15 protein-coding genes and 1 pseudogene are annotated in these 20,892 nt (G+C 58.5%); 7 read left to right on the top strand and 9 right to left on the bottom strand.

The window, feature by feature from the left end; genetic code table 11:
• Nucleotides 1-84: 84 nt before the first annotated feature.
• Nucleotides 85-1,032, bottom strand: coding sequence for a LysR substrate-binding domain-containing protein (locus tag ACA051_RS04780; protein ID WP_497308144.1), 948 nt, complete (start codon nt 1,030-1,032; stop codon nt 85-87).
• Nucleotides 1,033-1,167: 135 nt separating this feature from the next.
• Here ACA051_RS04780 and ACA051_RS04775 point away from each other — a divergent pair, with 135 nt between their 5' ends.
• The 3 genes from ACA051_RS04775 (at nt 1,168) to ACA051_RS04765 (ending at nt 4,465) form a co-directional block, all read left to right on the top strand.
• Nucleotides 1,168-2,544 carry an L-serine ammonia-lyase gene (locus tag ACA051_RS04775; protein ID WP_497373697.1) on the top strand — a complete coding sequence of 459 codons (1,377 nt, stop codon included), beginning with the start codon at nt 1,168-1,170 and terminating at the stop codon, nt 2,542-2,544.
• Nucleotides 2,545-2,606: 62 nt separating this feature from the next.
• On the top strand, nt 2,607-3,908 hold the full coding sequence (locus ACA051_RS04770; protein WP_497308141.1) for an HAAAP family serine/threonine permease: 1,302 nt from the start codon (nt 2,607-2,609) through the stop codon (nt 3,906-3,908).
• A 239-nt stretch (nt 3,909-4,147) separates the two neighbouring features.
• Nucleotides 4,148-4,465, top strand: coding sequence for a DUF3509 domain-containing protein (locus ACA051_RS04765; protein ID WP_497373695.1), 318 nt, complete (start codon nt 4,148-4,150; stop codon nt 4,463-4,465).
• Here ACA051_RS04765 and ACA051_RS04760 read toward each other — a convergent pair.
• Nucleotides 4,462-4,962: a phosphate-starvation-inducible protein PsiE gene (locus ACA051_RS04760; protein ID WP_403101274.1), complete on the bottom strand. Its 501-nt coding sequence runs from the start codon at nt 4,960-4,962 to the stop codon at nt 4,462-4,464. The two genes, ACA051_RS04765 and ACA051_RS04760, sit on opposite strands and share 4 nt — an antisense overlap.
• Before the next feature lie 356 nt (nt 4,963-5,318).
• Between ACA051_RS04760 and ACA051_RS04755 the strand changes: the two are divergent.
• Nucleotides 5,319-5,558, top strand: a pseudogene (locus ACA051_RS04755) (YebG family protein); the annotation flags it as partial.
• Between the two features lie 175 nt (nt 5,559-5,733).
• Here ACA051_RS04755 and ACA051_RS04750 read toward each other — a convergent pair.
• Nucleotides 5,734-6,753 (bottom strand): Glu/Leu/Phe/Val dehydrogenase family protein, encoded by a 1,020-nt coding sequence (locus ACA051_RS04750; RefSeq protein ID WP_109628037.1) that lies wholly within the window; start codon nt 6,751-6,753, stop codon nt 5,734-5,736.
• A gap of 183 nt (nt 6,754-6,936) precedes the next feature.
• Between ACA051_RS04750 and ACA051_RS04745 the strand changes: the two genes are divergently transcribed.
• Both ACA051_RS04745 and ACA051_RS04740 read left to right on the top strand, forming a co-directional pair.
• Nucleotides 6,937-7,740, top strand: coding sequence for a SirB1 family protein (locus ACA051_RS04745; protein ID WP_497373693.1), 804 nt, complete (start codon nt 6,937-6,939; stop codon nt 7,738-7,740).
• A gap of 56 nt (nt 7,741-7,796) precedes the next feature.
• A complete protein-coding gene (locus ACA051_RS04740) occupies nt 7,797-8,621 on the top strand; it encodes a class I SAM-dependent methyltransferase (RefSeq protein WP_497373691.1) in 825 nt (274 codons plus the stop codon).
• A gap of 23 nt (nt 8,622-8,644) precedes the next feature.
• Here ACA051_RS04740 and maiA read toward each other — a convergent pair whose 3' ends face one another.
• Genes maiA through hmgA form a run of 3 tightly spaced genes read right to left on the bottom strand, consistent with a single transcriptional unit; the run spans nt 8,645 to nt 11,905 of the window.
• Nucleotides 8,645-9,280, bottom strand: coding sequence for a maleylacetoacetate isomerase (maiA, locus tag ACA051_RS04735; RefSeq protein WP_497308133.1), 636 nt, complete (start codon nt 9,278-9,280; stop codon nt 8,645-8,647).
• A 12-nt stretch (nt 9,281-9,292) separates the two neighbouring features.
• Nucleotides 9,293-10,597, bottom strand: coding sequence for a fumarylacetoacetase (fahA, locus tag ACA051_RS04730; protein WP_497308131.1), 1,305 nt, complete (start codon nt 10,595-10,597; stop codon nt 9,293-9,295).
• A 3-nt stretch (nt 10,598-10,600) separates the two neighbouring features.
• Complete coding sequence (gene hmgA / locus ACA051_RS04725; protein ID WP_497308129.1) at nt 10,601-11,905, bottom strand: homogentisate 1,2-dioxygenase; 1,305 nt, start codon at nt 11,903-11,905, stop codon at nt 10,601-10,603.
• A gap of 165 nt (nt 11,906-12,070) precedes the next feature.
• On the opposite strand from hmgA, the gene ACA051_RS04720 reads away from it, so the two are divergent.
• Nucleotides 12,071-12,874, top strand: a complete 804-nt coding sequence (locus ACA051_RS04720) for an IclR family transcriptional regulator (protein ID WP_497308127.1) — start codon at nt 12,071-12,073, stop codon at nt 12,872-12,874.
• 52 nt (nt 12,875-12,926) lie between these two features.
• Here ACA051_RS04720 and ACA051_RS04715 read toward each other — a convergent pair whose 3' ends face one another.
• From ACA051_RS04715 to ACA051_RS04705, 3 genes are all read right to left on the bottom strand, one after another.
• The gene (locus ACA051_RS04715; protein WP_497373689.1) at nt 12,927-16,289 is read right to left on the bottom strand and encodes a dermonecrotic toxin domain-containing protein; all 3,363 of its coding nucleotides are present in this window, start codon (nt 16,287-16,289) and stop codon (nt 12,927-12,929) included.
• Between the two features lie 528 nt (nt 16,290-16,817).
• Nucleotides 16,818-19,373, bottom strand: a complete 2,556-nt coding sequence (locus tag ACA051_RS04710) for a LuxR C-terminal-related transcriptional regulator (RefSeq protein WP_497373687.1) — start codon at nt 19,371-19,373, stop codon at nt 16,818-16,820.
• A gap of 140 nt (nt 19,374-19,513) precedes the next feature.
• Entirely contained in the window at nt 19,514-20,881 is a 1,368-nt protein-coding gene (locus ACA051_RS04705) for a DUF1329 domain-containing protein (protein ID WP_497308122.1), read from the bottom strand.
• Between the last annotated feature and the right edge of the window lie 11 nt (nt 20,882-20,892).

Here is a 20,892-nt window from a genome sequence, read left to right as displayed (position 1 = left end):
TGGATTCGCAAAAAAAGCCGGACAACCGGTAAAAGCGCTGTTAAGGTCGGGAGTTGGGTCGCCCCTCTCTTTAGTCACAATTGCTCACATCTGCCGCTCCGCCAGTGGGTGCAGACTCCGGAAAATCCCCGCCTCTTCTACCAGCCAGTCATGCACCGCGCGCACGCCCGGATGGCTCAGCGCCCCTGGCGCATAGAGCAACACATAACGCTTGTGATTGGGCACCGCCAGGCCGAACGGCACAATCAACGTCCCCCGCTCCAACTCGTCATTCAGCAACGTGCGCCGCGCAATCGCCACGCCCATGCCGGCAATCGCCGCTTCGATGGTCAGGTGATTGCGATTGAAGGTATGCCCGCGCCGCACGTCCGCGCCTTCGAAGCCGATGGCATTGAGGTAGAACTCCCATTCGGCGTACTCGTAACTGCCGCGCCAGGCGGTGATGTCGTGCAGCAACGCAAAATGCACCAGGTCCGCCGGGCCGTGCAGCGGCGGTCGGCCGCGCAGCAGGCTCGGGGCGCAGACAGGGAAGATCTGCTCGTCGAGCAGGGTTGTGGATAACAGTCCGGGATAACTGCCGTCATTCAGGTCGATCGCCAAGTCGAAGTCGCCTTCGTGCAAGGGCACGCTGCTGTCCTCAGCCACCAGGCGCAATTGAATGTCCGGAAAGCGCTGCTGCAAGCGTGGCAGGCGCGGGGTCAGCCACTTGCTCAAGAACGATGGAATCGAACGCACCCGCAAAATCCCGCTGATCATTCCGGCGTCCAGTCGTCGCAATTCTGCGTCGATGCTGCCGTAAGCCTCGTTGACCGTGATGGCCAGTCGCTGGCCCTCGGCGCTCAATTCCACGCCGCGTGCACGACGGTGGAACAGTCGAAAACCCAAACGCTCTTCCAGTTGGCGGATCTGCTGACTGACCGCACCCGGCGTGATGTGCAGCTCTTCGGCGCATCGGGTGAACGACAAGTGCCGAGCGGCACAGGAAAACACGTGCAGCCAGACGTAAGTCTGGGCGTGCAATTGGCGACTCATTGTTTAGTCCTGCTAAAGGCTGTCTTAGGAAGTTTCGTTGGTCACGTAGGACCGAGGTAGGCAGTATCGCCGACATTGCGCTTGTCCTACAAAAATGGCAGCGATTTCTCTCCCATTGCTTGTATAGGCTTTAGCATGGCTATCAGTGTTTTCGATCTCTTCAAAGTCGGCATCGGTCCATCCAGTTCCCATACCGTCGGCCCGATGCGCGCCGCAGCGACCTTCGCCCAGGCACTGATTGACCAGGATTTGCTCGACGCCGTCCGTCGGGTAGAAATTCGTCTGTACGGCTCCCTTTCGGCCACCGGCGTCGGCCACGCGACCGACCGCGCCTGCGTCATGGGCCTGATGGGCGAATGGCCGGACAGCATCGATCCGACCAGCATCGACAGCCGAATCCAGACCTTGCGCGAAACTGGTGAACTGTCTCTGGCCGGCCACAAGACCATCGCCTTCAACTGGCAACGCGATCTCCTGCTGCTCGACGAGAGCCTGCCTTACCACCCTAACGCCATGTCTCTGACAGCCTTTGGCGAAACCGGTGAGTTGTCGGAGCAAACTTACTACTCGATCGGCGGCGGCTTCATCATCGAAGCGGCGGAAGCCGAGTCGGGTATCGCGCCGGCCAGCGACGTGGTGCTGCCCTACGATTTCTCCAGCGCCGCCGAATTGCTCAAGCTCTGTAACCTGCACGGTCTGCGCGTTTCCGATTTGATGATGGCCAACGAACTGGCCTGGCGCAGCGAAGCTGAAATCCGTCAGGGCTTGCTGCATATCTGGTCGGTGATGCGTGAGTGCGTCGAGCAAGGCCTGCGTCACGAGGGCATCTTGCCCGGCGGTCTGAATGTTCCTCGCCGCGCGGCGAAATTGCACCGTAGCCTGCTGGAAATCGGCAAACCGAATGTCATCACCTCGACGCTGTCGGCCATGGAGTGGGTGAACCTGTTCGCCCTCGCCGTGAACGAAGAAAACGCAGCGGGCGGGCGCATGGTGACGGCACCGACCAACGGCGCGGCGGGGATCATTCCGGCGGTGCTGCACTACTACATGAAATTCAACCCGGACGCGTCGGACGATGACGTTGTCGCGTTCTTTTTGGGCGCGGCTGCCGTAGGAATACTCTGCAAGAAAAACGCGTCCATCTCCGGTGCCGAAGTCGGCTGCCAGGGTGAAGTCGGCTCCGCCTGCGCCATGGCCGCCGCCGGTCTGGCCGACGTGCTCGGCGCCACGCCCGAGCAACTGGAAAACGCCGCCGAAATCGGCCTGGAACACAACCTCGGCCTGACCTGCGACCCGGTCGGTGGCCTGGTGCAAGTGCCGTGCATCGAGCGCAACGCCATCGCGGCGGTGAAGGCCATCAATGCCACGCAAATGGCCCTGCGCGGCGACGGCAAACACTTCATTTCCCTGGACCGGGTGATCCGCACCATGCGCGATACCGGCGCCGACATGCATGACAAATACAAAGAGACTTCACGGGGCGGCCTGGCGGTGAGCTGGGTGGAGTGCTGAGGAGCACTCCCTGACCGTCTGCAACACGTGAGCCCGAGCAAGAACAATAACGAGGCCAAACGATGACCGATGTACGTACACCTGCTGCCGATAATCCTGCTGTAGACCTGACACGCAATAGCGAAATAACCCACAAGGGCTGGAGCAAACACGACACCACCTGGATGCTCGGCCTCTACGGCACGGCCATCGGCGCCGGCACGCTGTTCCTGCCGATCAACGCCGGCGTGGGTGGTTTCTGGCCGCTGCTGATCCTGGCAGTGCTGGCATTTCCGATGACCTACTTCGCTCACCGAGGCCTGACCCGCTTCGTGCTGTCCGGCCGTTCCGGGGACATCACCGAAGTGGTGGAGGAACACTTCGGCATCGGCGCCGGCAAGTTGATCACGCTGCTGTATTTCTTCGCGATCTTCCCGATTTTGCTGGTGTACAGCGTGGCGCTGACCAACACCTTGAGCAGCTTCATGGAGCATCAGTTGCACATCGCCCCGCCACCGCGAGCGATTCTGTCGCTGGTGTTGATTCTCGGTCTGATGGCGATCGTGCGTTGCGGCCAGGGCGTCATCGTCAAATGCATGAGCGTGCTGGTTTATCCGTTCGTCGCGGCGTTACTGCTGCTCGGTGTCAGCCTGATCCCGAACTGGAACGGCGCTTTTTTTGCCACCGCCAGCGAAGGCATGCCGCTGCCGCTGTTCTTCAAAACCTTATGGCTGGCGATCCCGGTCATGGTGTTTTCGTTCAACCATTCGCCGATCATTTCCGCGTTCGCCGTTGACCAGAAACAGCGGTACGGCGAGCACGCCGAGCGCAAGAGCAGCGGCATCCTCGCCATTGCCCACGCGATGATGGTGGTGACGGTGATGTTCTTCTGCTTCAGCTGCGTGCTGGCACTGTCCCCGGCTGACCTGGCGGCGGCGAAGGCGCAGAACATCTCGATCCTGTCGTACCTGGCCAACCACTTCCAGACCCCGGTCATCGCTTATGCCGCGCCGCTGATTGCGCTGGTGGCTATCACCAAATCCTTCCTCGGCCATTACATCGGTGCCAGTGAAGGCTTTCAGGGCCTGATCGTGAAAAGCCTGCGCGGCCGTGGCCGGGTGATGTCGGCAAGCTGGCTGAACCGCGTCACTGCGCTGTTCATGATCCTCAGTTGCTGGGCCGTAGCGACCTTCAACCCGAGCATCCTCGGCATGATCGAAACCCTCGGCGGGCCGATCATTGCGTGCCTGTTGTTCCTGATGCCGATGTACGCCATCCGCCGCGTGCCGGCCTTGCGCCAGTACTCCGGGCAAGCTTCGAACGTGTTCGTGGTGTTGATCGGCTTGGTTGCACTGTCTGCGATCATCTATTCATTCATGCCCTGAATCGGGCAGACAAAAAGGAGGCGGACTACAGTGCCCGTCTCTTTTTTGCCGTGTCTATTGTTCGACAATTTTTCCGGCATGGCCCTTGCTATATCCCTATAGGGGCTACCCAATGTTGCTCCTCAAAGAAGCAAGCGATGATGGCGATATGGCTATGGAATGGCCGATGGTCTGGTACTGCGAACCAACCCGATCATGGCCAGTCAACTACTGCACGTTCAATCAGGCGGTGACGCATCATGGACAATCCTTTTCAGCTCATTACCGATGCCTTTGCAGCGGATTATCAGATCAACCTGAGCATTCAGGGTCTGGACGGCAGCATCATGCTGACCCTCTCCAACAGCGGCCACGTGGTTGCCAAGCGGATGATCAGCGCAGAACAGCGCAATGACCCCAAGCGCCTCAAGCGCCTGGTGCAAAGCATTCAGTTCGGCATTGCCATCGAACAGGGCCACAGCGCCGTGGCCATCCTCGAAGCCATGACCGATGGCGACAATCGCAACCAGCCGCCACCCCGGGTCAAAGCCCGGCCCCGGCCGACCATGGGCCTTTAAATCTCGCCCTTCTCGACTTCGGGATGCTCACCGGAACCCGCACCGGTCTTGCGTTGCGGGTGTTCGATCTTCACCGATGGGAATTGCGACGAAGCGTAACGCACCACCAGAATTGCAAACGCCAGCAGCAGAATTCCGCCGCACAGGTAAATGATGCCCAGGTCCGGCGGATTATGGTGCGAGACGTTGGAGATCAGCAGTCGCGTCAGCGCCGTGATCGCCACATAGATCAGGAAACGCACCGGCATGTGGTTGGTCTTGAAGTAAATCCCGACCATCGCACCCAGTTCCAGGTAGATGAACAGCAGCAAGATGTCATCGATCTTGATGTCCCCTTCTTCGATCATCCCCAGAAATTCCATCACCGCCGCCCACGCGGTCACTGCACCGATGGCGAACAGCGCCAGGTAATGGAAGGTCTCGACAAACAGATTGCCCAGGGACTCTGCCAATTGATGCACGTTCTGCCGCAGGTTCTCGGCCCAGTTGATTTTCACGATGATTCTTCCTTAGCTCGGTTCGAGCGGATGATGCGGGTTTGACGTGACGGTTGTTCTGCATGCAGAAAAAAGGCCAGAGGCTGTTGGGTGAGATGGCGATGGGCTGCCACGGGACACTTCTCTGGTGTCTCGACGGGCCCCTTCGCGGGCAAGCCTCGCTCCTACAGATCACATCAACCTGTAGGAGCGAGGCTTGCCCGCGAATGGAGCAACACGGTTTAACTGACAAATGCTGATTTCGGTCTACATTAAAAAGCCACTACCCAAAGCGCAGGGATTCGCTTATCCTTTTCGCTGTATATAAATACAGTAGTCGAAACAGACAACTAATGTGAAGGCATGTGAGGTGGTGAATGGCCGTCGAAGTGGTATACCGCAGCAGCCGAGATCTGGAGCGCTTGTTCATGGATAAAGCCGAAGCTGACCGTCATGACAAAATGCTCGAACTGGCTGAATTGCTGGCTGAAGTGTTGCAGAAAGCCGTTCCGTCCCTGACCGAACAGCAAGTGGAAGAAGCCGGGATCTACATGGCGAAGAATCGCGATGTGTTCGCCAAGGCATTCAAGAGCCAGCCGGATGCGTTGTCCGAACTGCTGAATGCGCCGGTTGAAGTGGTTGAAAAGGTTGAACCGGTCGAAGAGGGTGAAGCCGCTGAGCCGACCAAGCCAGCCAAAGCCGCCAAGACACCGAAGTAAACAACGCCCGAATTGAATAGGCCCTGAGTCGAATGGCTCAGGGCCTTTTTCATGTCTGCCGTAAAGGAGTGGCTCAGCGGTACAGCACTTTCTCCGCCAACTCGTCCGCCACCCGTGCCGGAGAGCGTTTTTCCGCCTGGGCATGGGCGAAGACTTCAGTCAGTCGAGAGGCGATTTTCGACAGGTGCGCGGTAATGGTCGTGAGCTCTTCGCCACGGTGCTTGAGCGACACGTAGATCAGCCCGCCGGAATTGATCACGTAGTCCGGCGCATACAAAATGCCCCGCCGCTCCAGTTGATCGGCAACGTCCAGATGGGTCAGCTGATTGTTAGCAGAACCGGCCACCGCCGAGCAGCGCAATTGCGTCACGCTGTGGCTGTTGAGCACACCGCCCAGGCCGCAGGGCGCGAGAATGTCGCACGGCGTACTGAGCAACGCGTCATTGGCGATCGGGTGAGCCCCCAGTTGCTCCATCGCCAATTGCACTTTGCCATGATCGATGTCGCTGACCAGCAGTTCCGCACCGGCGGCGTGCAGCTGTTCGGCCAAGGCATAACCGACGTTGCCCAGGCCCTGGATGGCCACTCGCAGGCCTTCGAGGTTGTCGCTCCCCAGACGGGCCATGGCGGTGGCACGGATGCCAGTGAACACGCCCATCGCTGCGTGGGGCGCGGGGTCGCCGGCCGAGGTGGTGCTGGTGACGTGTTGGGTCTGTTGGGCGATGCAATCCATGTCCGCCACCGAGGTGCCGCTGTCGATCGCGGTAATGTAGCGCCCGTCGAGCTGATTGATGCAGCGGCCGAAGGCTTCGAACAGCGCCGCGCGGTTTTCCACATGCACCGGTCGAACAATCACCGCCACCCCGCCGCCTTGGGCCAGGCCGGCCAGTGCGGCTTTGTAACTCATGCCCTGCGCCAGGCGAATTGCATCCTCGACCGCAGATTCGTCGCTGGGATAGGCAAGGTAACGACATCCCCCCAGGGCAGGCCCCAGGCGGCTGTTATGAATGGCAATGACCGCCTTCAACCCGGTGACCGGGTCGACGCTCAGATGCAGCGATTCAAGGCGAGTGCTTTGCATGAGAGCGAACATCGTCGGGCTCCCGAATCACTTCTTGTAGTCGCCAGTATAGGCTTGCGCCCAAAATTTGCAGAAGCGCACCGGAATAAGCGGCGCCGCATTGCAGGCTTTCGGGCATAACCTGCTACCGCATGTGTGCGGTACTGGACGAATGCCGGCGACGGGGCTAAAACGAGGCATTGCCCGGAGATTTTGATGACGCCGCGCCAACGTTTTTTTGATTGCCTGCAACGATCACCGCCCGCGCTGTTCGAGGCTGCGCTGTGGATGGCGGCCGAGCACGACAAAGAGGTGAATCCCGAAAAAGTACTGGCCGAATTCCAGGACCTGCAACAGCGGGTGAGCTATGGCTTGCCGATGCTGCCGGTGAGCGAACTGGCCCAGCCGCTGTTGCGGCGCATGAATGACCTGGGGTTCGCCCAGGACGACTTCACCCCGTTGCGCCCGCAGGTCGCCCTGCTCAACAAAGTGCTGGAACTCAGGCGCGGCCAGCCGTTGTCCTTGGGGCTGATCGCACTGGAGTTGGCCAAACGCCTGGAGATCCCTTTGGTCGGGGTCAATTTCCCCGGCCATTTCCTGCTGCGGGTTCCGGGCGCCGATCATCTGCTGGACCCGTGCGGTGGCCGCCGCTTGTACCCCAACGATTGCCGTGAATTGCTGCAACGCCAGTACGGCCCGAACATGCTACTCAACGCCGAGCATATGCTGACCGCCGACCCGGTGCAGATGCTGCAACGGCTGTCACGCAACCTGCGCCAGCTGCACCTTTCCCACGATGACTGCATCGGCGCCTTGATCGACGCTGAACGCGTGCTGGAACTGGGCAACGCGAACGCTGCCGATTACCTGGCCCGGGCCAGCCTCTATCAACGGCTGGACTGCCCGAATGCCGAGCGCTTCGACCTGGAGCATGCACTGCTGCTCAGTGATGACCCGATCCAGCGGATTCGCCTGACTGAACGTCTGGGGCATTTGCCCCCCAACTCGATTGTGCATTGACGCCACGGGTGCTCCACTGACGCTCTGCATTTTTTCGTCATCTGGATGAAGCCGCCATGTACTCCCCGTCCCCTGCGGAACGTTTCTTTGAGGACTTCCACCAACGCCGACCTGGCACCACCAGCGCAGCATTTGCCCACTTGCGCAGCGACCGGTATGAATCGTCTTACGCGGCACTGGCCGCAACACTCCCCTCCTCGTCTTCCCCCTTGACCGTACTTGATCTGGCCTGCGGTAACGGTTACTTGCTCAATCTACTCGACGAGCTTCGCCCCGGCCGCCTGCACCTGATCGGTGTGGACATGAGCCAAACTGAATTGGATATGGCCCGTTCGAAGCTGCCGAACGATGTTCGCTTACTCAAGGAGCGCGCCCAGGCGTTGTCAATCACCACCGCCAGTGTCGACGTCGTCGTCTCGCATCTCGCGCTGATGTTGATGGACGACATAGAACGGGGGCTCAGCGAAATACACCGAGTGCTCCACAAGGAAGGTAACGTTGTCGTCATCGTCGGTCGCGGTTTTCTCATGGGGCCAGTGGGAGAAGCCTATTCGCAGGTGTTTCGCGAAGTAGCCGCGCAAGATGCCCTGGCGCATTTGCCGATGGGTGATCCACGCATGCGCACTGAAACCGGTTGGCTGGAGTTATTCAACAAGGATTTTGATGCCGTGACCTTGGAAGATATCGACGTGTCCTGGCAGCCAGACTTCGCCGAACTCTGGCAATCACTCAGCGAGACCTACGACATCGACCGGTTGACCCCGGCGGCCAGAGTGCAATTGAAGGAACGCTTAAGCACGTCAATCAGCACTCTGGAACAACCGGATGGAACCTATGTCACTGGTTGGGGGTTGCGCATGATCCAGGCTCGGGCTCGCTGACGAGAACACAGGCGCCTGCAGACTCACGGCGTATCGGGCTGATTCGCCGGATGCGCCTTGATGAACGCCGGATGCGTAGCCGCCAACACCGCCACCCGGCGAATCCGTGGATACGCCTCAAGCGCGATGTTGAAGCGCTCGGCCGCGTACAACTGAGGGATCAAGTACACGTCTGCCAGGCCCGGTTCAGCGCCGAAGCAGTAGCCGTCATCACCGATCAACTGCTCCACCGTCGCCAACCCCTGGCTGATCCAGTGCCCGATCCACTCCACCACCTGCGTTTCATCGTGGCCCAACTGCCGCAGCTTGTTGAGCACGCTGACGTTGTGCAGCGGATGCACGTCGCAGCCGATCACCGCCGCAACACCACGCTCATGAGCCCGCGCAGCCAGGTCTTTGGACAGCAGCGGCACCTGTGGATAACGTTCCTCCAGGTATTCGATGATGGCCGGCGATTGAATCAGCAGGTCGCCTTCGTCGGTGCGCAAGGCCGGCACGCGGCCTTGTGGGTTGATGGCCAGATACGGCGCTTGCCGATGCTCGCCACCTGGCGGTGCGATCAGGTTGACCGGCAGTGCCTGGTAATCCAGGCCCTTGAGCGCCAACGCGATGCGCACCCGGTACGACGACGTCGAACGGTAGTAGGTAAAAAGCTCCATGACCCGATCCTCTTAGCGCGCCGCGATCACTTTGCCACGGCATTCACCGAAACCGATGGAGGCAAAACCGTCGCGACTGCAACGGGCGCGCAGGATGATTTCGTCGCCGTCTTCGAGAAATTTGCGCACCTCGCCCGACGCCAGCTCGATCGGCTTTTTCCCGCCTTCGGTGATTTCCAGCAAGCTGCCGAACTGACCGTTTTCCGGCCCCGACAACGTGCCCGAACCGAACAGGTCACCGGCCTGCAACTGGCACCCGTTGACGCTGTGGTGCGCGACCATTTGCGCCACGGTCCAGTACATGTGTTTTGTGTTGCTGAGGGTCAGGCGATGGGCCGGCAGTTTTTGCTCGCGCAGGCCTTCGGTGAGCAACAACACTTCCAGCTCGATATCGAACGCTCCTGCGGCTTGATCGCGCTTGTCGAACAGGTACGGCAGCGGCTGCGGATCGCCTTCAGGGCGCACCGGTTGTGCGCGACGGAACGGCTCCAGTGCTTCGGCCGTCACGACCCACGGCGAGATGCTGGTGATGAAACTCTTCGACAGGAACGGCCCCAGCGGCTGGTATTCCCAGGCCTGGATGTCGCGGGCCGACCAGTCGTTGAGCAGGCAAAAACCGGCAATGTGATCGGCCGCATCGCCAATGGCGATCGAGTCGCCCATCTCGTTGCCCTGGCCGATCCAGATGCCCAGCTCCAGTTCGTAATCCAGACGTGCGCACGGGCCGAAGGTCGGCTCGGTCTGACCGGCCGGCAAGGTCTGGCCTTTCGGACGGCGAACGTCAGTGCCGGAAGGGCGAATGGTCGAGGCACGACCGTGGTAGCCGATAGGTACGTACTTGTAGTTCGGCAGCAAGGGGTTGTCCGGGCGGAACAGTTTGCCGACGTTCTGTGCGTGCTCGATGCCGACGTAGAAGTCGGTGTAATCGTTGATTTTAGCCGGCAGGTGCATCTCGCAATTCGCCGCCAGAGGCAGCAGTTTTGCGCCTTGGGCCTCGATCTTGCCGTGCAGGGTGCTGCCTTCAGCGAACAGTTCCAGCAGACGTTCGCGCAGGGCAATGCGAGCCTCGCGGCCCAATTCAAAAAACGCATTGAGCTGGCCGCTACGGGTGGCTTCAACGGCCGTTTTTGCCACGCCTTCGAACAGACCGGCGTCCAACGCCGCTTCCAGATCAAAGATGTGTTCGCCAATGGCCACACCGCTGCGCGGTGCCGAACCTTTCACGCTGAACACGCCCAGCGGCAGGTTTTGCAGCGGGAAATCAGCATGGCCGTTGGCGGAAGAAACCCAGCTACGAGTGATGGAAGTCTGAGTCATGGGTTATCTCCGGGTCGGGTCGAAAGTTGCGGGCAGCGTGGCCCAGCAGGCATCGTAGTTGGTTTGCAGTTGCGGGCAATCCAGGGCAAAACGGCTCGGGCGCAGCACTTGGCTGGTCTCGAACATGAACGCCATGGTGTTGTCGATTTTCGCTGGCGCCAGTTCGGCGTTGATTGCCTTGGTGCAGGTTTCGCCGTCCGGGCCGTGAGCGCTCATGCAGCTGTGCAACGACGCGCCGCCGGGCACGAAACCTTCGGCCTTGGCGTCGTACTCGCCCTTGATCAGGCCCATGAATTCGTTCATCAGGTTGCGGTGGAACCACGGTGGACGGAAGGTCTTCTCGGCCACCATCCAGCGTGGCGGGAAGATCACGAAGTCCAGATTGGCCAGACCGTGGACGCTGGTCGGCGAGGTCAGGACGGTAAAGATCGACGGATCCGGGTGATCGAAACTGACCGTGCCGATGGTGTTGAAACGGCGCAGGTCATATTTGTACGGCACGTTATTACCGTGCCAGGCGACCACGTTCAGCGGCGAATGATCGAGCTCGCAGCCCCATAACTGGCCGAGGAATTTCTGCACCAGGGTGGTCGGTTGCTTGAGGTTTTCGTAATGCGCGACGGGGGTCAGGAAGTCTCGCGCGTTAGCCAGACCGTTGCTGCCGATCGGCCCCAGGTCCGGCAGGCGCAGCGGTGCGCCGTGGTTTTCGGCGATGTAGCCGCGAGCGTGCGGGTCAAGCAATTCGACGCGGAATTTAAGCCCGCGCGGCAGCACGGCAATTTCCAGCGGTTCCAGGTCCAGCACGCCCAGTTCGGTGGCGATGCGCAGGCGCCCCTGCTCTGGCACCAGCAACAGTTCACCGTCGGCATTGAAGAACACGCGTTCCATGGAACGGTTGGCGCGGTAGCTGTAGATGCTGATCCCGGCTGGTTTTTCCGCGCCCGAGTTGGCAGCCATGCTCACCAGCCCGTCGATGAAGTCGGTCGGTTCGGTGGGGATGTCCAATGGGTTCCAGCGCAGGCGATTGGGAGTCACTTCACCCAACGGGCCACCGGCCAGTTGCCGCTCCAGTTTGACGAACGCCGGGTGATTGGCGGACGGCTGAATGCGGTACATCCAGGTGCGCCGCGCTTCGCTGCGGGCCATGGTGAACGCGGTGCCGGAAAACAGTTCGGTATAGAGGCCGTATGGGGCTTTTTGCGGGGAGTTCTGGCCGACGGGCAGTGCGCCGGGCAACGCTTCGCTGCTGAATTCGTTGCCGAAGCCTGACTGATAAGCCAGCGCTGGCGCCGTTGAATCGAGGTTCATGGAGCCTCCTGAACAGGGAGTAGGCAATGGCCTGTCGCTCTGCTGCAGAGGTCTCGGCACGCCTGGGTTATTTTTGTCGTAATTCGATTACGCATAACGTAATTTGATTGGTATTGACCGTCAAGCTATAAAGACGCCCATTCGTCCCGGGATCACATCGCCTCCATGGAAACGCCGCGCAACAACGACAAACAGAAAGTCCGCTCGGCCGAGGTCGGTACCGACATCCTCAAGGCCCTGGCCGAGTTGTCGCCCTCGACCTCACTGTCGCGCCTGGCTGAACACGTGCAGATGCCGGCGAGCAAGGTTCATCGTTATTTGCAGGCGCTGATCGCCAGTGGTTTTGCCGAGCAAAACGCAGCGACCAACCACTACGGCCTCGGCCGTGAAGCCTTGCGCGTTGGTCTCGCCGCCCTCAACAGTATGGACGTGTTGAAAGTCGCAGCTTTGCCCTTGGCCGAGTTGCGCGATGAACTGAACGAAACCTGTTTTTTGGCGGTGTGGGGCAATCAGGGCGCGACTGTGGTGCACATCGAACCGGCAGTGCGTGCGGTGACGGTGGTAACGCAATTGGGTTCGGTGCTGCCGTTGCTCAGTTCGTCCACTGGACTGGTATTTGGCGCGTTTCTACCGAAACGGGAAACCGTGGACTTGCGCGATCAGGAACTGCACAACGCCACTGACCACGTCTTGGCGGACGATCAAACCTATGCGGCCTTGTGCGAACAGATCCGCGAACGCGGCCTGCATCATGTGCACGGGTTGTTGATGCCGGGAGTGGATGCCTTGTCGGCACCGGTATTCAACGCCGTGGGGAACGTGGCGGCGGTCTTGACCATTGTCGGCCCGACTTCGTTATTTCATGCCGACGAAAACGGCCCGGCGGCGCAGCGATTGCTGGCGGCGACGCGGGCCGTGAGTTGGCGGATGGGGTATGAGACACCGCCGATGTCCGAAGACCGGAACTGATCAGCTCCGATCATTCATCCTCTGGATAACACCTTGATGTGCGTCCCGACTGTCAACCGATCACGCGGGTCGTACTCTCGGGGGTCCAGTGCGGCACAGCCACCGCAGTGACATAACTGACTCCAACCGGAACGCCCGTGACGGCCGAGAGCACGTCGGTCAGATCCCTGATCGTGGACAGCAGGCCAAGTGCAGAGGCCGCCGATCCTACCGAGGCGACCTTACCCAGGTACATGAGGATTGCCCCGCGCCATGCGGCAGCAAAATGTGCATTGGCGCCTGCAGAATCCCCATGGCTGGATGCAATGATGCCTTGCACGATCGAATGACTGATCTTCAACACGCTGACGGCGAAACCCACCGGCGGGACAAAGATCGAGATCACATCCAATGCCACTTCGAGAAGAATCTTAGTCTCCTGCCAGAACGCTTCGACTGGCGAGGTGGTCAGGACATCCAGATCATCGAGTGCGCGATTAATCAGGTTTTCGTATTCGGCCTTGAAGTTGTAAACCGGATTGGTGCCGCCCAACCCCGGTACTGGCAACGAACCTCGTGGATCGCGGGACTTGCTGATGTAGGCGCCGACCCTGTTCTGCCCACGTAATCCAGCCAGACTCCGAAGATGCTCGCCCAAAATACGATCGTTCTCGATAGCCTTGGATAAATCACCGACCCAGATAAAGGCCTTGCCAGGCGAATTCGGGATATAGGCAAACTTCATATGCCCCTCACCAAAAACATACCCCCCGGCTATGCGCGCACCTTCAAGCCAGAATTCATAAACCCCTTCGCCAGGCTCACTGCCAGGTGAAACACCGTCTGGCGTCCTTGTGTCTCGATCCAGCCCCTTGATCGACTCTATCAACCAATCATAATGCCCCGACGGCAACGTGCCATTGAGCTTTTGCGTCAATGCTGCTCGGAACATCTCGTTTTTCTTGAGCTCCCGGTACAGGTTGGCCCGCAGATCAATATCCGACTTCCATAGAAAGTTTGATTTCAGATAACGGCTGTAATGCTCGCCGGGCATCAGGTCGATAAGCTTGTTGAGCGTACTGGAATTCAGCTCAGTCATTGGCTTGCCCGTGTCTTTCCACCAGAACTCAGACACCCGGATACTGTCTCTGAGCGTACTCGATCCAGGCAGCACGATTTTCTCGAACACATTGGTATCGCTGCGCCACAGATGCCAATTAATAAACAACTGTGTCAGCGTCATTGCGCCTTTGTGGAATTTCACCATGACTTGATCAGGATCGATTTGGCGATCGCCCGTGCGGCCCAAATGTTCATTTAACCGGCTCATGACCAATTCACGAGAAAACTTGTGAAAGCCCTCAATATGAAATTTGTCTTTTGACGCGTTATAAATGGCCTTGAAGTCTGTGGTCAAACGATTGAACAGCTGGCGATCAGAGAGCGAGGCGTTTCGGTACCAATGGGGCGTGACTGCCTTTTCTTCGGCGTCTTCCCAGTCAAGGACACTTTGAATACTGCCCTTTAACCCATCGCTTTCAACCCAGGCAACAAGATTGACCTGGTCCCACCATGCTCGGCCCTGATTCCTCTCCCTCGGCTCACCACGCGGCCATTCCTTGCCGAAGACTTCATGCTCCAGATTACGTCGATCACTTTCATGCACTTGGGTTCGAAGGTAGGTACGTCCCTCTTCTTCAAGTGCCCACAACCCTATATACCGTTGCAGACTGTCCAGATCGGAGAATTCGTACCAGTCTTTATCCGTCGGGGAGCCGGGGGCATAAAGCACGTAAGCTTTGAGATTCAGGTCTCCTCCTTTCCTCCGGTAGACAATGAGATCCTTCAAGGGCTTGAAGTTATAGAAAGCTCTTAATGCGATACCAGACGCTTCAATAGAGGGATCGCCAAAGTTGTAACGCTGAACAATATCCTGCGCAGCCGAGGTGATGTGTTTTTGCAAGATGGCGCCGAACAGGGTCAAAGCCGTCTTTCGACCCAGCACTTCCCGCAAAGCTTCCTTGACGTTCTGCTGGCCATACACCCGCTGCCGCGCGGGGCCATACGCCAGACGCAGATCCAGCGTTTCAATGGCGCGCATTATGTTTTCAGGCGTCAGCCTGGCGAGGTCATAGTTCTTCTCCAGCGTAATCGTGTAACGCCCTGCGCGATCATGTGCCCCATACATGAACGCCTGGGTCAGCGTTTTCCGCTCAATGTGTTCTATGCGTTTGCCATCCGCCATCCTGACCGAGTGCTGAATATTCACGAACACCGTGTCAGGATCGATTCGTTCGTCGGTTCCCGGCGAGATGAATGCCTCTACTGCCTGTCGGGCATAAGCTGTAAGAGTCGCCACATCTTTGGTCAATTCATGAAGCTGAATCTGGCTTTCCAGCAGGTTCTTCTCCAGACCGACATAAAGCTCCTGATTGGTGACATAGGCTTTTTTAAACCACTCGGGCCGGGCATTCGCCAGCATCGCCTTGATCAAGAAGACATTTCGCGCATTTTCAGAACGTACAAGTGCATCCATGGACAGAATAGGATCCAGCGGCTTCCACGCCGCCTCGGTATGCGCGCCGACGGTCACTAACTTTCGTACTTGATAGATGACATCACGACTTTGCCTTGCCAACAGACCGCCATTGCAATGCTCAAACAGTTCTTCAAGGATTCTCGCGTAACGAACCGCTGGAACAGTCGATACCAGAGCTCGCTCGTCCTCCGACAGGCCCTGCAAAAGGTCGGCGCGGGTCGACGCATTGGACAACCGTTGTTGCAATGCTTGATGAAGTGCACTCACGGTGCTGAATTTTTCAAATCCACCGAACGGCGAATAAAGAACAACCTCTTGATTGCCTGCTGGATTCAGCTCATTTGCAACAGCGCCGGAAAGAGAAATAACAAAGGTGGATGCCAGCGTCGCAAAACCTCCCTTTTGTTTTTCAACAGAGACGGCATAGCAGGAACTTGGCAGTCCCGAACCGATTAAACCATTGATGGTCGCGACATCGGCTTTGGACATCAGGTTCTCGCTGCCCGCCAAGTCCAGCTCGCGCCAGAAAAGTCGCGCCTGAAGAATGCGCAACTCCTGTTTAGGCGACGGCAAAGGACGATTTCTACTATCAACCAGATAGGATACGTTCCAATACTTACCTAATTCAGAACTGCATTTCTCAGGCAGCTTTTGCATCAGTTCGGCGATCATTTTTCCGACATTTGCCACATCCAGATGCTTCAGCCTGAAGGTTTCAGTGCCGATTTTATCCAGCTCATACATCCCGTATTTATCAGCAGTGTACTGGGGTGGCCTGCCGCGCTTTAAGCACTCAAAAAACACATCTAGCAGATTGCCAGTGGGTTCTGCAGATGTTGGACTTACACCCGAGCGAAGATTAACAAAACGCCGCGCTATAGAGGCGCCAGAGTCCATCTTCTGAAACTCGCCTATCAGGCCAACATGAAGAATCGCCTTAAACTAAGGAATTTTCCTGAGTGTTTCAAGTAAATTGTTACGCGCTTCACGCACTGGGTCCAGCATTGTATTTGTTGCTTGTTCGACTTGCATTTCCAACCTCATTTAGTTTGATCACAAAAACGGCACGCTGCTGCCGACTAACTTGAGATCAAACTAAAACAGACAGAACCATTATTAAAAACTCAAATCGTTTTTCAATAATTGTACAAGCAACTTAAATACAGAAAAAACACATAAAGAAAAAACGAAATACATGAACCAACAGCCTCCACAACAAAGCCGCGCACTCAGCCACTGCGGGCTTGGCACGGCAAAGACCACCCCACCCCTAACGTTTAATCAATCATTAAAACACCAGACCTTACAGATAAGATGAAATATCTCCCACCGGAAATTTCTTCCAATCCGAAGGGACTTTAAAGCAGAACCGGCCATTCGTACTCCGTGAGCGCTCATACTCACTAGCAAACAGTCTTGCACTCTTCAATCCAATAAACCGACACTCTTGGCTTTCGCAACCGCCTGAGTCCGACGTTCCACGCCCAACTTTCCGTGAATTCTCCGCGCATGTGTTTTTACCGTATGCAAGGAGATAAACAACTGCTCGGCTATTTGCTGATTCGAATTGCCCAGAGCAATCAGCTTTAGCACTTCCACTTCACGCTGACTGAGCGGATTAACTTCACTCATCGGCAGATTTTTTTCCGAACGCTCCCAACCATCATCAAGTGCTGGCAGAAGATCGGGCTTTCGCAATTGCAACTCACCGAGCGCCTGGCGAAGCCCATGGTGCTCAGAAAGATTCAATCCTTTGCGCAACCAATCCCGGGCTCCGACCCTGTTACCGTTCTGCCACGCGACTTCGGCTGCGGCGAACAGCAATTCGACCTCCAGCGCCAGCATGCCCGCGAGCTGCGATTGTTCGAGTGCCAGGGCGAAATGGCTCAGCGGGTCCTGGACCTGGTGCAGATCGACTTTTGCCAGCACCAACAGATAATCGATCCGCGCGATCAACATCAGCGTCGCGGGAGGCGCCTGCCGTGCATGCGGGCCACGATAGTGGCGCAGTACTCGACTGAGCGCCTCATGGGCCAGTTCCGGGCGGCCCTGCTGAAGCCAGAGTTGACTGCTGATCTGCAACAGCACACCGCGGTAAACGGTGTCGGGAATCTGCCGTTGCTGCATCAAGCGCTCGGCATCGCGTAGATGGACAAATGCTTGGGCATAGTCGCGCTGATTGGCCGCCACCTGCGCCAAACCGAGGAAACCGTAAAGCACCCGTTTGTCGTGGTTGCGCAAACAAATAGACAGCCCCGCTTCGAAATACTCGGCAGCCTGCGTATCCAGACCCTGGCACAAACTCAAGCGTCCACGGTGCAAGGCAATCCGCCCAAGTAGAGGCTCGGCGATCCGCTCCTGTTGAGTGAGCATGCCCTCGACGTTGGCGAGCAAATGGTCGGCGCGTTGAGGAGCCCCACGTTGCTCCAGCAATTGCGCATGATCGAGTTCCAGCAGCCCTTCGAAAACCAGCGAGCCTTGAGCCCGTGCCAGGCATAACGCATCGCGGTTTATCGCCTGCGCCACTTCGAGCTCACTCCTGAGCAGGGCCTGTTGCGTCAAACCCGACAGGCACATCAAGCGCACGGGCCAGAGGTCAGGACCGAGCACAGTCAACGCGTCGAGAAAATGCGCGCGTGTCCCCTCCATGCGCCCCTGCAAATGCAGGAGCCACCCTTGCTGGGCCTGCCAGCGCGCAATCAATTGCTGCTGAAGGAGCGACGACGGCATAGGTGTGAATCGTGACAACTGCTCGATGCAATCGGCCGCTTGCTCGAATCGACCGGCAAACAGCAAGGCTGCGGTGATCAACCCGACCAGTTGCGGCGAACCGAACATCAGCGCGTCGCCTTGTTGCTCGTACAACTTCAACAACAGCACGACCGTCTGCTCCTCGAACAAATGCTCGAAACTGAAATGCTGCAGCAGGCTGACCGCGACCTCGAACTCTTCGGCCAGCAAGGCCTGTTCGAACGCCGCTTTCCAGTCCTGCTCGGCGGCGAACCACTGACAGGCGCGGCGATGCCAGGAACGTCCGGCCGGCCATTGCTCATCGCGCATCAATTGCGTGAGGGGACGGAAAATCTGTAGCCAGTCTGCCGAGTCCTGCCAGGGCTCGATAAAGCACCCCAGGTCCTGCAACGTCTTCAGACATTGCGCGCCCTCCGCTGCGCCAAACAGGTGATCGCACAGCCGTGCGTTGAAGCGTGGCAGATGCGCGAGCACCTGCCACGCTTCCGTCAACTCCGGGGTCAGGCTGGTGAACAGCTCGTGTTCGAGGTAATCGAGCAGCGTGTTCGGTCGATTGTGAAGCGGGTCGTTGCGCGACCAGTCGCATTTCTGCAGCAGTGCAACGCGCACGCCAGCACACCAACCACCGCTGCGCTGGATGATCTTGCTCGCGGTGGTGTTGGCATCGGCCGGTGTCAGGTGGCGCAACAGCGAGGCAATCTCAGTTTGATTGAAGGCCAGCGTGGCGCGTTCGCATTCGTACAACTCATCATCGAGCAGCAACCGCGGCCAGTTGCATTGCGGGCGACGGCGGGCGCCGAGCCACCAGGTCAGCATCGGGCTGCTGACGGCCAGCATGCGATCCAGCAGGTGATCGAGTTCCGGGTTCGGAACGCGGCAATAGTCATCGAGAAACAGCCAGGTCGGCGCCTGCAATCGAGCCAACGCGCCGAGCATCGCCGGCTCTTCTGACGAAGCCAGCCCCAGCGTTTCTGCCACACGCTGACGAAATTCCGCCGCGCTCATCGCTACACCCGATAACGGCAACCAGCACACCCGGTATGGCGACGGCGCCTGCAACAGGCAGTCGGCAAGCAGCGCGGTCTTGCCGCTGCCGGCCGGCGCGCAGAGTAATTTCACCCGAGACGTGGACGCCAGCAAGGGCTCGGTCAATCGCTCACGTGACAGGTGATGAGAGGACAGACGGGGCAGGAATCCAGAACGGTCAAGACACGGGGTCATGGCGGTCATTGCGGCGTGCCTATTTATAATTGTCCGGCAACCCTAGCCCTCTCTAACCCGCTTGTTGAGAAGTATTCAGGACGCTGATTGGCAGCCATAAAAAAGGCGACCCACCGGTCGCCTTCTGCACTGCGAATGTATCAACTCCCTTACCGGACGCCCTCGGCACGCAACGCCGATGGCGTGTAGTCCGCCGCCTTGGCTTCAAAGCCGAATTCAAAGCTGTGCTTCTCTTCGTTCTTCATCCCCAGCGCAATGTATCGACCGGCAATGATGTCGTAGAGCGCTTCGAGCGTGTAAGCCTGGGCCTGATGATCGTAGTAGTACTGAGCGTGACCCTCGGCCACTCGCCACAGTTGACCGCGACCGTCGTAGTGATCCACCAGCGCCACTTGCCAGCTGTCTTCGTCGATGTACATGTGGCGTTTTGCGTAGATGTGCCGCTCGCTCGACTTGACCGTGCCGATCACTTCCCAGACGCGGTGCAGTTCATAGCGGGTCAGGTCCTGGTTGATGTGGCCGGCCTTGACGATGTCATCGTACTTGAGGCTCGGCGAGTCGAGTTTGTAGCTGTTGTAGGGGATGTACATTTCCTTCTTGCCGACCAGTTTCCAGTCGTAGCGATCCGGCGCGCCGGAAAACATGTCGAAGTTGTCGGACGTGCGCAAACCATCGGCGGCGGTGCCCGGCCCGTCGTAGGCGACTTGCGGCGCGCGGCGCACGCGACGTTGGCCGGCGTTGTAGATCCATGCCAGGCGCGGTTCTTTCACCTGATCGAGGGTTTCGTGCACCAGTAGCACGTTACCCGCCAGACGCGCCGGCGCCGTGACCGACTGCTTGAAAAAGGTCAGCACGTTGGCGGCTTTTTCCGGGTCCAGGTCCTTCATCAATTGCGGAACGGCGATCTCTTCCTCAAAGCGGATCGGCGTGTAGCTGCCGTTGGTCTGCGGCGTCACCTGGGTAATGATGCGTCGCAGGTTACCGCCGTGATAACGGGTGATGTGGTTCCACAACACCTCCACGCCCGTCTTCGGAATCGGGAACGCGTAATAACGGTTGCCAGTGAAATTGGCCAGGCCGTTACCCTCGTTGATGCTGTTCACGTTCAGCGCGCTGCGCTTGGCCGACTCGTAAATCTCCGGGGGTACGGCCACGGTGCGGTGAGTCGGGTAGACCGGGATCTTGTAGGTTTGCGGGTAGCGCTTGAACATCGCCACCTGACCTTCCGAGAGTTTGTCCTTGTACTTGTCGACGTTGGCGGGGGTGATCACGAACAGCGGTTTTTCGCTGGCGAACGGGTCAGCCAGGAAGCCTTTGCTGTCCACCGCGCCGGCATTTTTCGGGATGCCACCGGTCCACGCCGGGATCGAGCCATCCGCGTTACCGGCCTTCTCGGCGCCGAGCGGCGTGAGGGTGGTGCCGAGTTTGTTCGCTTCCTCCGGCGATACCGCCGCCATCACGTTGGCCGCCAGCAGGCTCAGGGCCAGGGCGCCGCATTGCAGAATCATCTTGCGCATCACATTCATCC

Source organism: Pseudomonas sp. LBUM1669 (genome assembly GCF_059695705.1).
The sequence above is the reverse complement of the archived record's forward strand: the minus strand, read 5'-3'. Positions and strand labels throughout refer to the sequence as shown.

Coding starts and splice junctions, on each gene's coding strand:
- ACA051_RS04780 (WP_497308144.1), bottom strand. CDS start 1,032: ATGAGTCGCCAATTGCACGCCCAGACTTACGTCTGGCTGCACGTGTTT.
- ACA051_RS04775 (WP_497373697.1), top strand. CDS start 1,168: ATGGCTATCAGTGTTTTCGATCTCTTCAAAGTCGGCATCGGTCCATCC.
- ACA051_RS04770 (WP_497308141.1), top strand. CDS start 2,607: ATGACCGATGTACGTACACCTGCTGCCGATAATCCTGCTGTAGACCTG.
- ACA051_RS04765 (WP_497373695.1), top strand. CDS start 4,148: ATGGACAATCCTTTTCAGCTCATTACCGATGCCTTTGCAGCGGATTAT.
- ACA051_RS04750 (WP_109628037.1), bottom strand. CDS start 6,753: ATGTTCGCTCTCATGCAAAGCACTCGCCTTGAATCGCTGCATCTGAGC.
- ACA051_RS04745 (WP_497373693.1), top strand. CDS start 6,937: ATGACGCCGCGCCAACGTTTTTTTGATTGCCTGCAACGATCACCGCCC.
- ACA051_RS04740 (WP_497373691.1), top strand. CDS start 7,797: ATGTACTCCCCGTCCCCTGCGGAACGTTTCTTTGAGGACTTCCACCAA.
- maiA (WP_497308133.1), bottom strand. CDS start 9,280: ATGGAGCTTTTTACCTACTACCGTTCGACGTCGTCGTACCGGGTGCGC.
- fahA (WP_497308131.1), bottom strand. CDS start 10,597: ATGACTCAGACTTCCATCACTCGTAGCTGGGTTTCTTCCGCCAACGGC.
- hmgA (WP_497308129.1), bottom strand. CDS start 11,905: ATGAACCTCGATTCAACGGCGCCAGCGCTGGCTTATCAGTCAGGCTTC.
- ACA051_RS04720 (WP_497308127.1), top strand. CDS start 12,071: ATGGAAACGCCGCGCAACAACGACAAACAGAAAGTCCGCTCGGCCGAG.
- ACA051_RS04715 (WP_497373689.1), bottom strand. CDS start 16,289: ATGGACTCTGGCGCCTCTATAGCGCGGCGTTTTGTTAATCTTCGCTCG.
- ACA051_RS04710 (WP_497373687.1), bottom strand. CDS start 19,373: ATGACCGCCATGACCCCGTGTCTTGACCGTTCTGGATTCCTGCCCCGT.
- ACA051_RS04705 (WP_497308122.1), bottom strand. CDS start 20,881: ATGCGCAAGATGATTCTGCAATGCGGCGCCCTGGCCCTGAGCCTGCTG.